This is a genomic window from Mesorhizobium sp. M1A.F.Ca.ET.072.01.1.1 (genome assembly GCF_004023325.1).
Lineage (GTDB): Bacteria > Pseudomonadota > Alphaproteobacteria > Rhizobiales > Rhizobiaceae > Mesorhizobium.
Genome location: NZ_RZSF01000008.1, coordinates 13,091 through 29,106, shown reverse-complemented (window position 1 = coordinate 29,106; position 16,016 = coordinate 13,091). Strand labels below are relative to the sequence as shown.

The 16,016-nt window shown below is 57.4% G+C and carries 13 protein-coding genes; 9 read left to right on the top strand and 4 right to left on the bottom strand.

The window, feature by feature from the left end; translation table 11 throughout:
• Window positions 1-137 precede the first annotated feature (137 nt).
• Window positions 138-494 (bottom strand): hypothetical protein, encoded by a 357-nt coding sequence (locus EOA32_RS02370; protein WP_066997860.1) that lies wholly within the window; start codon window positions 492-494, stop codon window positions 138-140.
• A 195-nt stretch (window positions 495-689) separates the two neighbouring features.
• Here EOA32_RS02370 and EOA32_RS02365 point away from each other — a divergent pair, with 195 nt between their 5' ends.
• Window positions 690-2,318: a fatty-acid--CoA ligase gene (locus EOA32_RS02365; protein ID WP_095830404.1), complete on the top strand. Its 1,629-nt coding sequence runs from the start codon at window positions 690-692 to the stop codon at window positions 2,316-2,318.
• 79 nt (window positions 2,319-2,397) lie between these two features.
• On the top strand, window positions 2,398-3,183 hold the full coding sequence (locus tag EOA32_RS02360; RefSeq protein WP_095781961.1) for a DUF1499 domain-containing protein: 786 nt from the start codon (window positions 2,398-2,400) through the stop codon (window positions 3,181-3,183).
• A 1-nt stretch (window position 3,184) separates the two neighbouring features.
• Here the strand turns inward: EOA32_RS02360 and EOA32_RS02355 are convergent, their stop codons facing one another.
• A complete protein-coding gene (locus EOA32_RS02355; RefSeq protein WP_128370737.1) occupies window positions 3,185-4,093 on the bottom strand; it encodes an MBL fold metallo-hydrolase in 909 nt (302 codons plus the stop codon).
• A gap of 201 nt (window positions 4,094-4,294) precedes the next feature.
• Between EOA32_RS02355 and EOA32_RS02350 the strand changes: the two genes are divergently transcribed.
• The 7 genes from EOA32_RS02350 to EOA32_RS02320 all read left to right on the top strand — a co-directional run bounded on the left by EOA32_RS02350 (window position 4,295) and on the right by EOA32_RS02320 (window position 11,964).
• Window positions 4,295-4,888, top strand: coding sequence for a biotin transporter BioY (locus tag EOA32_RS02350; RefSeq protein WP_128370736.1), 594 nt, complete (start codon window positions 4,295-4,297; stop codon window positions 4,886-4,888).
• A 437-nt stretch (window positions 4,889-5,325) separates the two neighbouring features.
• Window positions 5,326-6,753: a phosphomannomutase gene (locus EOA32_RS02345; RefSeq protein ID WP_128370735.1), complete on the top strand. Its 1,428-nt coding sequence runs from the start codon at window positions 5,326-5,328 to the stop codon at window positions 6,751-6,753.
• Between the two features lie 2 nt (window positions 6,754-6,755).
• Window positions 6,756-8,171 carry a mannose-1-phosphate guanylyltransferase/mannose-6-phosphate isomerase gene (locus EOA32_RS02340; RefSeq protein WP_210214797.1) on the top strand — a complete coding sequence of 472 codons (1,416 nt, stop codon included), beginning with the start codon at window positions 6,756-6,758 and terminating at the stop codon, window positions 8,169-8,171.
• A 49-nt stretch (window positions 8,172-8,220) separates the two neighbouring features.
• Complete coding sequence (gene gmd, locus EOA32_RS02335; protein ID WP_128370734.1) at window positions 8,221-9,309, top strand: GDP-mannose 4,6-dehydratase; 1,089 nt, start codon at window positions 8,221-8,223, stop codon at window positions 9,307-9,309.
• Between the two features lie 4 nt (window positions 9,310-9,313).
• On the top strand, window positions 9,314-10,414 hold the full coding sequence (locus EOA32_RS02330) for a DegT/DnrJ/EryC1/StrS aminotransferase family protein (protein WP_128370758.1): 1,101 nt from the start codon (window positions 9,314-9,316) through the stop codon (window positions 10,412-10,414).
• Window positions 10,415-10,435: 21 nt separating this feature from the next.
• Entirely contained in the window at window positions 10,436-11,218 is a 783-nt protein-coding gene (locus EOA32_RS02325) for an ABC transporter permease (protein WP_128370733.1), read from the top strand.
• Complete coding sequence (locus EOA32_RS02320; RefSeq protein ID WP_128370732.1) at window positions 11,215-11,964, top strand: ABC transporter ATP-binding protein; 750 nt, start codon at window positions 11,215-11,217, stop codon at window positions 11,962-11,964. Before EOA32_RS02325 ends, EOA32_RS02320 begins: the two co-directional genes overlap by 4 nt.
• 88 nt (window positions 11,965-12,052) lie before the next feature.
• Here EOA32_RS02320 and EOA32_RS02315 read toward each other — a convergent pair whose 3' ends face one another.
• Together EOA32_RS02315 and EOA32_RS02310 are read right to left on the bottom strand one after the other, a co-directional pair.
• Complete coding sequence (locus EOA32_RS02315; protein ID WP_128370731.1) at window positions 12,053-13,693, bottom strand: glycosyltransferase; 1,641 nt, start codon at window positions 13,691-13,693, stop codon at window positions 12,053-12,055.
• Window positions 13,690-15,972 (bottom strand): glycosyltransferase family 1 protein, encoded by a 2,283-nt coding sequence (locus EOA32_RS02310; protein WP_128370730.1) that lies wholly within the window; start codon window positions 15,970-15,972, stop codon window positions 13,690-13,692. Before EOA32_RS02310 ends, EOA32_RS02315 begins: the two co-directional genes overlap by 4 nt.
• Window positions 15,973-16,016 lie beyond the last annotated feature (44 nt).

Here is a 16,016-nt window from a genome sequence, read left to right as displayed (position 1 = left end):
AGGAAGGTGCGTGGCGGTTTTTCCGTTCGGAACCGCTCTCGTCCGTCAAAGGTGGGTCGGCCCGACGCCTCGCGCAAGGCAGCGCCATGACGCAAAATCGCGTGCAGGCGAAATAATGTTCTAACCGGCGCCGACAGTCAGGCGGCGGCCTGGAATGCGTCCATGAGGCCGGCATAGGCGGCAGCGATGCCGGCGACCGGATTGCTGCTTCTCGCCGCTGTCTCGACCTTCAGCGCGCCGCCGGCGGTCGGCAGCGTGAGCAGCAGGAACTGGCGGTTGCCGCCGTCGCCGACGCTTGCGGCAGCGACATGCTGGCCTTCGCCGTCATTCTCGACGCACATCTTGAACAGCAGCGTTCCGCCGACGGCCTCCAGCGCGCCGCCGACGACTTCGGCAAATTCATCGTCGGAAACGGTTTTGGAGTCCGGCGTCAGATCGTCCAGACTTTCGGCAAGCGTGCTTTCGAGGGCTTTTTCATCGAGCTGCACGTCCATGCGAATCTCTCCATTCGCCAATCTCACCCAGCCCATTAATGAATCTTAACGGCGACGATGGCCGGATTATGGCGGGTTTCACGGGTCATCCGCCCATCCGACCGCCTTGGACTTATGGTGGCTGGACAATCCGCCGGATCATTCCACAATGCGTGAAACAATGACGCGAAAGCGCGAAAAAGGGGAGGAGCCGAGATGCTCGGACTGATGCAGGAATGGCCGCTGCTCTGCCATAAGCTGATCGATCACGCCGAACGCCAGCACGGCGGGCGCGAGGTCGTGTCGCGCTCGATCGAAGGCCCGATCGTGCGCACCACCTTTGCCGACATCCGTCATCGGGCGCTCAAAGTAGCGCAGCGGCTGGAGCGTGACAGCTTCGGGCTCGGCGACCGCATCGCAACGCTTGCCTGGAACACCGCCCGCCACATCGAGGCCTGGTACGGCATCATGGGGATCGGCGCGATCTACCACACGCTCAATCCGCGCCTGTTTCCCGAACAGATCGCCTGGATCATGAACGACGCCGAGGACAAGGCGATCTTCGTCGACCTGACCTTCGTGCCGCTGCTGGAAAAGATCGCCGGCCAGGTCAGGTCGCTCAGGCAGGTGATCGTGCTGACCGACCAGGCGCATATGCCGCAAACCTCGTTGCCGAACGCTGTCGCCTATGAGGAATGGCTTGCCGAGGCGGACGGCGCCTTCGCCTGGAAGACATTCGACGAGAACACGGCTGCCGGCATGTGCTACACGTCGGGCACGACCGGCGATCCGAAGGGCGTCGTCTACAGCCATCGCTCGAACGTGCTGCACGCCATGATGGCCGCCATGCCCGATGCCATGGGCGTTTCGACGCGCGACGTCGTCCTGCCCGTGGTGCCGATGTTCCATGCCAATGCCTGGGGGCTCGGCCAGGCCGCGCCGATGATCGGGGCCAAGCTGGTGATGCCAGGCTGCAAGATGGACGGCGCCTCGATCTACGAATTGCTCGACATCGAAAAGGTAACTTTCAGCGCCGCTGTGCCGACGGTATGGATGATGCTGCTGCAGTATCTCGAGGAGACCGGCAGGAAGCTGCCTTATCTCAATAAGGTCGTCATCGGCGGTTCCTCCTGCCCGCGCGCCATCACCGCCAAGTTCCAGGACAAATACGAGGTTCAGGTGGTGCATGCCTGGGGCATGACCGAAATGTCGCCACTCGGCACGTTGTGCACCATGAAGCCGGAATATGAAGGGCTGACCGGCGATGCCAGGCTCGATATCCAGGGCAAGCAGGGCCACCCGCCCTTCGGCGTTGAAATGAAGGTGACAGACGACGAGAACAACGCGCTGCCCTGGGACGGCAAGACCTTCGGGCGTCTGAAAGTTCGCGGCCCTGCGGTCGCGCGCGCCTATTACGGCGGCGTCGGCGCCGAGCAGTTCGACGCCGAGGGCTGGTTCGACACCGGCGACGTCGCCCATATCGACGCCAGCGGCTATATGCAGATCACCGACCGCGCCAAGGATGTCATCAAATCGGGCGGCGAGTGGATCTCCACCATCGATCTGGAGAACCTGGCCGTCGGCCATCCCGATGTGGCGGAGGCGGCGGCCATCGGCGTGCCGCACTCCAAATGGGGCGAGCGCCCCCTGCTGGTGGTCGTGCGCAAGCCGGGCAAGGAGCCGAGCAAGAGCGATATCCTGACCTTCATGAGCGGCAAGGTGGCCAAGTGGTGGATGCCCGACGACGTCGCCTTCGTCGGCGAGATTCCCCACACGGCGACGGGCAAGATCCAGAAGACCACCTTGCGCCAGCAATTCAAGGAGTATCGGCTGCCGACGGATTGAGGATTGTTAAATCTTTCGGCTTCAAGGCCGGCGCAAAAAGCTCTAAGTCTCGATGCCGACTGGGGTAATGCGGCAGACGATGGCTACAATTCCTGAACGGCAGACGTCGAGGGCGGCCGGCTGGTCGCGGCGGATCGGGGCATTCTCGCTCGTCCTTTTGCTGACCGTCGTTGCCGGCTACCGGCTCGACCTTGTCGACACCCCGCCTTTCCTGTGGGTGCTGGCGCTCGTTGCGCTGCTTGCGGCGCTCGCGCTGCTGCTCGCCGGGCTTGCACTGTCGAGGCTGTGGAATTTCGGCGACCGCGGCGGCCGCGATCTCAGCGTCGGCGCCCTGCTGGCAGTGCTGGTGCTTGCGCCTTTCGGCATCGCCGCCTACTGGGCGACCGTCTATCCGCCGCTGCGCGACATTTCGACCGACGTCGACGACCCGCCGGCGCTCGACACCAGCGACCGGACAAGCGACATGAACGCGCTGTCGCCGCCGACGCCCGGCGAGCAGAGCCTGCAGGCGGAAGCATATCCGCTGGTTAGCGGGCGCAGCTACAACCTGCCCTTCGAAACCGTGGTCGATGCTGTCGAGACCGTGCTCGACCGGCGGGACTGGCAGCTGACCGCGCCCTATCCCGACATCAACAGCCAGAGCGAGGCGACGATCACCGCGGTCGCGAGAGGCTTCGTGCTCGGTCTGCCGGCAGATGTGGCCATCCGCGTCGCCGACGACGGCGATTCGGTCGTCGTCGACATGCGTTCGGCCTCGCGCTACGGGCGTCATGACTTGGGCGACAATGCCGCCCGTATCACCGATTTCCTCGCCGAGCTCGATCAGGAGGTCGCCGGCCAGGTCGGCGCGGCGCCGGCCGAGTGAGTCAACCGGCAGGCCTGAAAATGCCGTCGATCGCCGGGTCGCCTTCGCTGGCGACGAGACCGCGGGCCACCAGGTCCTCGAGATGCGCGAGAACCGAAAGGCCGGCTGCGCCGTGCAGCCGCTGGTCGGTGCCGCGATAGATCGCGGCGACCATCTCCTTGATGGTTCGGTCGCCGCTCAGGATGCGTTCCAGGATCGCCTGCTCGCGCATCTTGCGATGCATCTTCAGCCCGCGCATGAAGCTGCGCGGCGCGGTCACCGGCCCGCCATGGCCGGGCAACAGCAGGCGGTCGTCGCGCTCGATCAGCCGGTCGAGCGATTTCATATAGTCGGCCATCGCCCCGTCGGGCGGCGCCACGATGGATGTGGCCCAGGCCATGACATGGTCGGCCGAAAACAGGATGCCTGTGCCCTCCAGCGCAAAGGCCGCGTGGTTGGCGGTATGTCCTGGCGTGAGCACGGTGCGGATCGCCCAGCCGTCGCCATGGGTAAGGCTGCCGTCAGCCAGCGCAATGTCGGGCACGAAGCCCAAATCGGCGCTGGCATCCAGCGGATTGATCTCGCCGATGCGCAGCCGCCGCGCCGGCCGATGCGGGCCCTCGGCGAGCACGGGAGCGCCCGTGCGTTCTTTCAGCCGCGCCGCGAGCGGCGAATGATCGCGGTGGGTATGACTGACGAAGATATGGCAGACCGGCCTGCCGTCGATCGCCGTGAGCAGTGTTTCGAGGTGCACATCGTCGTCCGGCCCTGGATCGATCACTGCCAGCGTGTCGCGGCCGACGAGGTAGCTGTTGGTGCCGTGGAAGGTGAACGGGCTCGCGTTCCGGGCTGTGACGCGCTGGATGTCCGCAGCGACCGTGACCGCCTGGCCATAGGCAGGATCGAAGCGTGTGTCGAATTCAAGCGTCATGCCGGGTCCTGCTGCTTGCGGCAAAATGATTGCCGCATCTTGCGGAAGCCAATATAGGAAAATCAATGCACGTCGCCCAAAACTGCGCAGCAGTCTTGGGAGAACGACACGCATCAGGACGAAATCTCAAAGCGCGCCGCCTGAACTCGTTTCTCCGCGACGCGCCTCAAACACAGCAAATCAGCCACGATGGGGAAGACCATGGCAACTGCAACCACGATGCGCCCGCTCGTTTCTCTCGCTCTGCCCGACCAGGGCGCGGCCCGGCTTGCCAGCCAGCTCTTTCTGGCGCTTGCAGGAACCCTCCTGCTCACCCTGTCGGCGAAGACGAAAGTGGTGTTGGGCCCGGTCGACATCTCGCTGCAGACGCTTGCGGTGCTGCTGATCGCCTCGGCCTTCGGCATGCGTCTTGCCGTCGCGACGCTCCTTCTCTACCTCGCCGAGGGCGCTTTTGGTTTGCCGGTGTTCCAGGGCACGCCGGAAAAGGGCCTCGGCATCGCTTATATGCTGGGCTCCACCGGCGGCTACCTTGCCGGCTTCGTGGTGATGGCGGCGATCGCCGGCTGGGCCGCCGACCGCGGCTGGGACCGCCACCCCTTCAAGCTGTTCGGCGCCATGCTTGCCGCCGAGATCCTCATGATGGCGATGGGCTTTGCCTGGCTGGCGGCGCTCATCGGACCGGAAAAGTCCTGGCAGTTCGGCGTCGCGCCGTTCATCGCCGGCGACCTGATCAAGGTGGCGCTGGCCGCGAGCCTCGTGCCGGCGGTCTGGGCGCTGCTGCCGAAGCAGTCCTGAAAATTCCGTTCAAACAGATCAACCATAAGCCGGCGCTCACGCGCCGGCTTATTGTTTCGACGTGTTGAGGCTTCGCTCTCTGGCATCTGGTGTAAACGGCGAAGCCGCTGTGTGTGGGTTCAGCCAGAGATTGACAAGCCACTTCGCGAAACATAAGCACGAGCAGCTTGCGGGGTCGGGGGGCTCGGCAATTCAAGGAGACCTTCTTGAAAGGCGCTATCCTTGCAGAAGGCAGAAGAGCGTTCTTCTGTCCAATAATGTTAGAAGTATCTAATATTAAATGGAAATATACGGAGGCCGCTCAGGTGGCCCTGATCTGTAGCGATGCGTTATCTGATGTTCCGCATCTGCCGTAATGCTCGGCCGGCCCGCGCGAAAACGATGTCAGTTTTCTTAACTTGCACCAAGCCAAATTTCTTCGGAAAGGGTCGCAAAGGGTGACTGTGAAGTTTGGTACCAGTGGACTGCGCGGCCTAGTCAGCGAGCTCCGAGGCGCGCCGGCATTTAGCTACACCGTCGCTTTCCTGCGCATGCTCCAGAATCGGAACTTGTTGAACGAAGGCTCGGAGGTTTTTGTCGGACGTGACCTACGCGCCTCCAGTCCCCAGATCGCGCAGCTGGTTCATTCAGCGATCGCCGCGTCCCGACTTGTGCCGGTCGATTGTGGAGCATTACCCACGCCCGCGCTTGCGCTTTACGCCACCGGCGAGAACGCTCCGGCAATAATGGTCACTGGCAGTCACATTCCCGACGACAGAAATGGGCTCAAATTTTACCGGGCGGACGGGGAGATCGATAAGCGCGATGAACGCGACATCGTCGAAATCCACGCAGCCATCGGGGATGCCGTTCCGCTCCTGTCGCCGGTTGATCCCGTGCGGCTGAGGCCCGAGCCGTTCCAGGGCTACATGGACCGCTTCCTGGATTTCTTTGAAAAAGGCAGCCTTTCTGGCCTGCGCGTCGGCGTCTACCAGCACTCGTCCGTGGCAAGAGACGTTGTCGTCGATATTCTTCGCGGACTGGGGGCTGAAACGGTACCTCTGGGCAGGGCCGAACATTTCATTCCGGTCGATACAGAGGCGCTCAGGCAGGAAGATGTGGCGCTTCTCAAGGATTGGGCGGCAGCGGAATCGTTCGACGCGATCGTGTCTACCGATGGCGATGGCGATAGGCCGCTCGTTGCGGACGCCAGCGGTACTTTCGTGCGCGGCGATCTGGTCGGTGCAATCACGGCAAATGTCCTGGGTGCCGACTGTGTTGTCACACCGGTCAGTTCCAATTCCGGTCTGGACCGCTGCGGTCATTTCGCAAGGGTGATCCGCACACGCGTGGGCTCGCCCTATGTCATCGAAGGTATCGGCACCGCTCTCGCCCAAAGCGCAAGATGTGTCGTGGGCTTCGAGGCGAATGGCGGGGTTCTCCTGGGTTCGTCCGTCGAGCGAGGTGGGCGCATCCTCCCGGCTTTGCAGACGCGGGATTCAATACTGCCAATTGTCTGCACGCTTGCAGTCATCGCAAAGAATGGTCGCCCACTCGCCGAGATAGCGGCCGACTTTCGCTTTCTTGCCGCCGCAAGCGGTCGGCTCGAGGGAGTCCCGAGCGAGAATAGCGCCTCCTTTCTTGGCAAGTTGGCGGCTGACGCAGCCTATGCCGACAATATCTTCGCGGATCTCGGGGGCATCGGGAATATTGACAACCATGACGGCGTGCGTATCACCGTCCCTAACGGAGAAGTTGTGCACTTTCGTGCGTCAGGTAACGCGCCCGAATTGCGCTGCTACGTCGAGGCAAAAGCGGAATCCCGCGCAGACGAATTGCTCGGCTGGAGTCTCGCTCTGGCCGGGGCTCAGATCTTAGAGAGTTGAAGTTGACCAATATCGTCCCTGTCATCATAAGCGGCGGCGTCGGCTCTCGGCTCTGGCCGATTTCCCGCGCATTGCATCCGAAGCCCTTCATCCCGCTGCCGGAGGGCGGGACGTTGATTCGAAAGACTTACGCGCGCGCCGTGGAGCTCGAAGGAGTCGATCATGTCGTGACGGTCACCAACCGCGACCTGCTGTTTCTTACCGCCGATGAATATTCGGAGGTGGGGGCTCCTGGCGTGAAGAACACATTCCTGCTGGAGCCGTTCGGCCGCGACACGGCGGCCGCAGTTGCGCTCGCGGCAGTGCACGTCGCGCACGAGAACCCGGACGCCGTCCTAGTCGTGCTCCCTGCTGATCATCTGATACTGGATCAGGCCGGCTTCCGCGCGAGTGTCGCGAGAGCGGGGGCGCTTGCGGCCTCAGGTCAGATTGTCACATTCGGCGTGAAGCCCGACCGCCCGGAAACGGGCTTTGGCTACGTCGAGGCCGAGGGGGATAGAGTTCTTCGGTTCGTGGAAAAACCGAACGCGGCCACCGCGGCCCAATTTATCGCTACCGGCCGTTTCTTCTGGAACTCAGGGATGTTCTGTTTCACGGCCCGCTCGATGCTGGAAGCCATGCGGGACCTGTGCCCGGACATCTTGGCCAGTGCGCGCACAGCCCTCGAGAAAGGCAGGACAGCGGATGGCACAGACCGGCTCACCGTCGAGGTGGATAGGGACAGCTTCGCGGCTGTTCCCGCTGTTTCTATCGACTACGCCGTGATGGAGAAGGCAAGGAACGTGGGTTTCGTGCCCTGCGGTTTCGATTGGTCGGACATCGGCTCATGGTCCGTGCTGTCGGAACTTGTTTCGGCCGACGACAAAGGCAACCGCGCCACCGGCGAAACAATTCTGCACGACGCGGCGAACTGCTACGTGCATAGCGAAGATCGGCTGGTCGGTCTTGTCGGCGTTTCGGATCTCTTGATCGTGGACACGCCGGACGCGCTTCTGGTCGCGCGCAAGGACAAAGCACAGGAAGTGAAGGACCTCTATAACCGCCTCAAGGCGGAGGGGCACGAGACGGCAACACTGCACCGCACGGTGCATCGCCCGTGGGGCACCTATACCGTGCTGGAGGAAGGGCACCGCTTCAAGATCAAGCGCATTGAAGTGAAGCCAGGCGCCCGCCTGAGCCTCCAGGCGCACCATCATCGCTCCGAGCACTGGGTGGTGGTGAGCGGAACTGCCGGGGTCGTTAATGGCGAGAGCGAAATCCTGCTCACGATCAACCAGTCCACCTACATTCCCTGCGGCCACAAGCATCGTCTGGAAAATCCGGGCGTCCTTCCGCTTGTGATGATCGAAGTGCAAAGCGGGGAGTATCTTGGTGAAGACGATATCGTGCGGTTCGACGACGTTTATGGTCGGGCCTGAGGGTTCATCGGCTGGCAGTGCGGATCATTAGATAATATCGAGAGCATTGATGACAAAGACAGCCTTGATAACCGGCATCACCGGGCAGGACGGTGCCTATCTGGCGGAACTCTTGCTTGGAAAAGGCTATTCGGTGCATGGCATAAGGCGTCGGACATCGCTTTTTAATACGGACCGCATCGACCATTTGTACCATGATCCGCATGAAAAGGGTGTGGATTTGACGTTGCATCACGGCGACCTGACTGATTCATCGAGTCTTATGCGCGTTATTCAACTTGTGCAGCCGGATGAGATATATAATCTGGCCGCGCAAAGCCACGTTGCCGTTTCTTTTGAGGAGCCCGAATACACGGCAAATTCCGATGCTTTGGGCGCTTTGAGGATTTTGGAAGCCATTCGCATCCTTGGCCTGGAAAAGAAGGTTCGTTTCTACCAGGCGTCCACGTCTGAACTTTACGGACTTGTGCAAGAGACGCCTCAAAAGGAAACCACGCCGTTCTATCCGCGGTCTCCCTACGCTGTCGCAAAATTGTATGCGTATTGGATTACGGTCAATTACCGTGAAGCGTACAGTGTCTACGCGTGCAACGGCATTTTGTTCAATCACGAGTCTCCGATGCGGGGCGAGACGTTTGTGACACGCAAGATTACGCGGGCTCTCGCTCGTATCAAGCTAGGCATTCAAGAAAGACTTTACTTGGGCAACCTCGACTCTTTGCGCGATTGGGGACACGCCAAAGACTACGTTGAGATGCAATGGCTGATGCTGCAGCAGGAGACGCCCGAAGATTATGTCATCGCTACTGGTGAGCAACACTCAGTGCGAGAATTTGTAATCCTTGCGGCTGCAGAATTGGACATAGATATCCGATGGGAAGGAAAAGGCGTCGACGAAAAAGGATACGACGCCAAAAGCGGCAACTGCGTTGTGGCTGTTGATTCCCGCTACTTCCGCCCAGCGGAGGTTGGAACACTTCTTGGGGATGCCAGCAAGGCCAGAAAGAAGCTTGGTTGGGAACCTAAGATCAAGTTCGCCGAGCTGGTCAAAGAAATGATTCATGAGGACTTCAAGGGCGCACGGCGCGAGCAATTGCTTGCAGAGCATGGTTATCAACCCTTCGGTCGCCCAGAATAAAAACATGTCACGTATTCCGGTTTATGAGCCATACCTTGGCGGAAACGCATCCGCGTATGTCAATGAGTGTTTGACAACGGGTTGGATTTCCTCGCGCGGCGCATTTATTTCGCGATTTGAAGATGCTTTTGCCGCGTACGTTGGTGCCAGTCACGCCACCAGCGTCGCAAATGGCACTGTCGCCCTTCATCTCGCGCTGGAGGCGCTGGGCGTCGGCGCCGGCGACGAAGTCATCGTCCCGAGTTTCACCTACATAGCGTCGGTCAACACTATTTTGCAGACCGGCGCGATGCCGGTCTACGTCGACTCGTTGCAGGACACGCTGCAGGTGGATCCGCAGGCGATACGGAACGCCATAACCCGTCGAACCCGCGCGGTCATGGCGGTGCATTTGTATGGTCATCCTTGCGACATGGATGCGATCACGGCCCTTTGCCGCGATCAAGATCTGTTGCTCGTTGAGGATTGCGCGGAAGGTTTCGGAACCCGCTGGAAGGGCCAGCATGTCGGCACGTTTGGTGATGTCGCCACCTTCAGCTTCTTCGGAAACAAGACAATCACGACGGGCGAAGGGGGGATGGTTCTCGCGAAATCGCCCGACGTGATGGACAAGTGCCGGCGCCTGAAGAGCCAGGGCGTTTCCCCGACCCGGGAATATTGGCATGACATGCTCGCCTACAATTATCGGATGACCAACATCCAGGCGGCGATCGGTCTTGCTCAGATCGAGATGGCTGAAGAGATCATCCAGCGTAAGCAGCAGATTGCGGAGATATATCGGACCCGATTGTCGCAACTTCCATTGAGGACGCACGACTCGATGGGAGACGTCGACCATTCGCACTGGATGTGTTCGATCATCGTTGACCGAATGGAGGATCGTGATCGACTGCGCGCGCATCTTGCGGACGACCAAATCGAGACGCGCCCATTTTTCCCTTTAGCAAGCCACATGCCGCATTGTCATTCTGACCAGATTTTTCCGAACGGCGAAAGCGTAAGTAAGCGTGGCATCAATCTGCCGAGCTATCCCGGACTGACTGAGCAACAGTTGAACCGTATATGCTCTTCGATCGCCGGCTATTTCGAAGTTCGAGCGCGGTGATTTGCGTCAAGGAAGTGGTCTGTGAACGCGTATCTTAGAGGTATCTGGGCCGCCCGCTATTTCTGGATACATCTCGCGATGTCCGATTTGCGCGGGCGCTGGAGAAGGTCTTTCTTCGGAGTCCTTTGGTCGATCATCCAGCCGCTCGGCCTGACAATCCTTATCTCCATCGTATTCAGCAATATCTTCGATACGGCGATTTCGGAATATGCGCCATATATTCTGTCCGGCGTAATCATCTGGGAGTATATTGTTTTCAATGTCAGCGGAGGTGCCTTGGCATTCGTTCAGGCGGACGCTTATATAAAGCAAACGCGGCATCCTCTGGCAATATATACGCTTAGAAACGTCATTTCTGGACTTGTTGTTCTGGCTATGGCGAGCATCAGTCTCGTCGGTTGGGTGCTCGTCGTCATGCCACAGAACCTCGGTTGGTCATGGCTGGCCGCGCTGACAATTTTCCCAATCATCGGCCTGATTGCGTGGCCTTGGGCGACGATTATGGCGTATTTTTCGGCCCGCTTTCGCGATCTGCCGCATGCGCTTGGCCTGATATTGCAAGCCGTGTGGTTTGTTTCACCGATCTACTTCGAGACTTCCGTATTCCGTAGAGGCAATTTGCATGTCCTCCTGGACTACAATCCGATCTACCATCTTCTCCAGATCGTACGCGCTCCGCTTCTACACGGCGAATGGCCCATCGCTGCCAATTACCTGTGGTGCATTGGGACTATCGTTGTGCTCACAACGATAGCGGCACTAGTCGGCAGGTCTGCTGAAAAGAGGGTGATCTTCTATCTATGAACCGGATCCACCTCAAAGCTGTAAACCTTCACTACGCGTCGGTGGGTTTCAGAGAGCGCTCGCTGAAATCCATGCTAGCGTCGCTGGCAACGCTACGCGGAGCAGGAAAGAAGGTCGTCGATATCCATGCGCTAAAGAATGTCAGTCTCGACATTGGCCCTGGCGAACGGGTCGGCCTTCTAGGCCACAACGGGGCAGGCAAGAGCACCTTCCTCAAGATGGTAGCAGGGTTGTACCCAATATCCTCCGGGCAGCGCGTGGTCGAAGGAACAGTCCGGTCATTGTTCGATCTGAGCTTGGGGTTCGAACCTGATGCTACCGGCCGGGAGAACATCCTGTATCGCGGACTTCTCCTCGGCCTCTCGCCCAAATTCATGCGATCGATAGAGGAGGAGGTTGTCGCTTTTGCCGATATCGGGGAATTTATCGACTATCCGATCAAGACCTACTCCGCCGGTATGCAGGTGCGCCTCGCCTTCGCGATTTCGACAGCCGTCGGTGGTGATATTCTGCTTCTTGATGAAGTGATCGGCGCTGGTGACGCGAATTTCATGGGAAAAGCCCGCAAACGCATCCTCGCTCTCGTCGAGCAAGCGGAGATTTTGCTGCTAGCTTCGCATGATTTCGCGACGCTGCAATCCATATGCGCAAGAGGAATCGTATTTCATCACGGCGAGATCATTTTTGATGGCGACATCCATAGCGCTATCTCCAAGTATAAGATGGTAAATGGGGTCGCCGCTTGATCGATGAATTCGGCGTGCGTTTAGAAAAAGTGTGTGAGGCGACAGGCGTATCCCCCGCACTGCGGCAAGCCGAAGTTTCGGATTTTGATCAAGCTGCAGCGATTATCCTGCGGAACAGGTTCACGTGATCCCGCCCCACATCGCTCCACGAGCGGTTGCGCATTTCGTTGTAGAGGGGCGTCTGAAGCTCGCGAAGCCGATCCCGATTTTTTAAGCCCCACGCGATTTTCGCAGCAATATCCTCCGGAGCTAGAGGATTAAAGAGCATCACCCCGGCAAGATCAGAACTCACGAGCTCTGTCACCTGAGGAATTCGACTCATGATGCTGGGTGTTCCAACGGACATCCCTTCGCTAAAAGTGAAAGGGAAACCGCCTTCATATAGAGTGGGATTCACCACCAGGCTGGCTCTTGCGTACAGTGCCGCTAGGACTTGATCAGGAACATCGTAAGCGAACAGTACATCATACTGCAGGCGGTGTTCCTTGATGTAAGCCTCCACATCGGGCGCATGTGAGATGTTTCCGGTTAAAATGAGCTTCGAATAGACGAACTTTTTTCGAAGTGCGATTTCATAGCCCTTAACAAGATTCAGAATATTCTTATTTGGCCGAAATTGCGAGGCATATAAAATGAAACTCACATCTTTTAAATCGATATTCGAAAGGTATTCATTGTTTTGCCACGACGTCAAACGGTATCCATCTATAAGATTTTTAGCAAATTGATCGCGCGCATATTTGTCGTCGAGAGTTCCTTTGATACTTATATGCGGGGCTAAATCCATCGCAGCGTGGGGGATTACCGAGATTCTATCTAGAGGAATAGAAAACTGACCGGACAAATCTCTTTCTGCTGTAAGCGTGCTATAAGCAGTAAAGTAGATCCCGCCCGCGATCGCTTCCTTCGCCCGTTTGTAAATGTAGGGCGCATCTTTAATAGTCAACGCGAAAGCTGTCGGAAATTGGGAGATAAGCATGTCTGGAAACGCCTGAACCCTTGATGCGCGTATCTCGTTGAACTCGGGCCAGAAGACCGTCGGGCTGTACCAAACGTCGACGTCCGTCATGGAATTTGCCCTTCTCACGAGATAAAGGGATTCGCGGCGTGTGACCTCACGCAACACGATTTGGCCAAACGGAGGGAGTTTTCGCTGCAAGAAAGACCCAACCTTGCGTTCGATAGCTTTCCGGGCTCTGGACCGAAAGGCCGCAAGCCGCTGCTGTACGCGATGGGCAATAGCGAACCTAGCGGTCGTGTAAACCACTGCGATTCCGAGAGCCGCCAAGAGCGCGACGGGAGCAAGAGTCGCCGCAATGGTCAGGAGGATAACAGAACTGGCCAAAAACCAAAAATCGTTGTCAGAAGACATCATCCAAACGAAGCTCCGGCCCACCGCCATTACCAGCTTCGTGAGCAATCGAGAGAGAGCCGCTTTGAGCCTTGTCAGTCTGCCGCTCTTTTTTGTTTTCGTTCGCCTTGCAAAGAACCTCTCCCACAATCTGACGATAAGGGGGATCTTAGACTTGCTGATCACTTGAAACCGATCACTTGGAAAGCCGTGGAAGAGGTTTCGAACATCCTCTTGTAGCCATGAAGGACAAAGTAGAACTACCTGTCCGCTTTCGCTCTCATTTATGCCGGCTACGATCGACCGCAAGAGTCGGCCAAGTCCTTGATTGGACAGTTCGCTCTTGGGAGGATATGCAATGAAGATGCCAATTTTCATTTCACACCCAATATTCCTTTGATGGAGCTGAAGAAATCATAGGAGACACCCCTCCATCCAAACTGCTTCAAGTGCTCGACGGATGGGAGGACTGCTTGCTTGGACTGCCAAATTATCTCCATCTCCTGCAGTCTCTTTGCCAAGAAAATAGGGTCGGATGAGTCAAAGAATTCGGCATTCAGTGAATATCGTTCGGAAATGTAGCGCATCGGCGGATAGTCGCTACTGAGGGTGGGGGTTCCAACGTAAGCCGCTTCAACCGCACACAGGGTGCCATTATCCATGATGACGTTGTGTAGGAGAAATCTGGCGCCTTTCATCTGCGCCGCGTATTCCAAACTCGACACGTCGCCAAGGATGTTCAATCGTTTCGCAAGCTGCGGATTTTTGCGGATGAAAGCGCGAGCATCTTTGATGTGGTCGGGTAATCTGCTGTCATCAACCTCTGAGTTTGGGTCAAGTTGGTCAGACCCGACGCCTGTCACATAGCAATCAAGCTTGCCAGCGTAGCCAGTGTAGTATTGGTTGAGAGCCTTCAAGGTTTTTACATGATTCTTATGAGGCCCAAGGTTCGTCGTCCAAATAAAGTACGATCCTTTTTTGACTGTTCTTGAATCGTCCTCAAGCTGATCTAATTCTGCCACGTGCGGGACAAGAATTGTCTGATTTCTCGGTTTTCCGACATAATGTACGATGTCTTCAATGGTATGTGGAGTATTCGCTAGAACGGCGATACCATTCCTAGCGGTTTCAATAAAGCCGCGTTCATAATCGTTTCCCATCAGTGGTATGTAATAGCGTTGAAGATAATCGTGCGCAAAAACGCAGTATGGGCGAAGGGGGGCGATGGGATGAACATATCGATCTGAGCCTAAGAGCCAGAAGTCGCAGTCAAGGAAATCGTAGGTTCCATCTTTGTGGAGAGTGAACCTTGTCTTCTGAGTTTTCGGCTCATATCCCAAACACGCTTGAATCTCACTTAGGTCGACTCCATCGATTTCAGCGGTTCTGAAGGGGCGGGTTTCGATACCTTCGGCGTATAAATCTCGCCAGTCCGCCTCAGAGTAAATTGGGTTGTCGGGATAACCAAAGACGACGTCTACTCCTAACTCGTGCTCGAGACTGCCGCGCCGCAGCATCTTTGCGAGGAGCTTAACCATATTGAGAGTGCCGCCGCGATATGCGGCCGGCAGAATGACAGCGACCTTTTTCCTCTTATTGCTGTTGGCCATTGCCTGTGCACGGCAATGGTCCACACTGGCTTCAATCTTCGGAAATTCCTTTCGCCAGCCAATCTCGCAGAACTCTCTGGACATCGAGCGCAACAAGACACCTTGGGAAGCTTTGATAGTAGCTATAAGTTTTTTGTCACCATCGAGAATGGCCTTGATTTTCTTCTTCGCTTCCGCTTCTGTTTTACAGCGGCCAGGCAAACTTGCTCCGCCAAGCAAGTCGAGCATTCCACCAGCCATGAAGACCAAAGGCATGCCGAGCCGCACTGCTTCAAGGGGATGGTAGTGGAGATGCCGCATTTCTTGGCTGTGATAAAACATCACTCGGGTGCGGCGCATCATCCGATCATAGTCGTCCCGAGGTAACATCCCGGTCACATTTGAGTCGGGAATGTCGATCGGCTGTGCACCTCCGATGATATAAGGATACTCGCCAAACGTCCTCAGAAAATTTCGGTAGATGTAATTGAAGTATGGAGATGACCCGATGCGGGGGCAGACGAACAGTATCTTAGCATCTTCACCCGTCCACTCGTCGGTAACGCGCGCATCGTCGAGTCCGAGAGGAAGTGTGATAGCCTTCTCAAGATATACTCCGGTCTCAATCTCCGCGAGATGGTCATAGGCCTGCCCGAACCAGAACCGTGACTTGTTCTTTTGCAGTTCGTCAAGGAAGAAGTACTTTAGACTTGCGACAGTAACGTCCGTGTAAGTGACTCCATTTGCAAGCCCGAACGGCCTCATTACACAAACGTTTTTAAATTGCCTGATAAGACCTGCGAGTTGAGGGGGGAAGAAGCCAAAGAATGCGATATCAAAATGACGGTTGGCGATTTCCGCTACTTCGGGGGAGAGCCCGGAATAGAAGTCGTGTCGGTTGAGAACATCCAGTTCTTGCGATGGGATGGAAAGCCCAGCGTCCCGGCTGTAATCGATCGATGCGCTCAGATTTCCTTCGTCATAGGGAAAGATCTTCGGCAGAAATACTTCGTAACCAAGAGATTCAAGGAGGGGAACCTCAAACTTCCTGAGGGTGGCGTGGTTCATCAGCCACATTGCTCGCCTGGGGCGTGTTGACATAAATTTCTCCG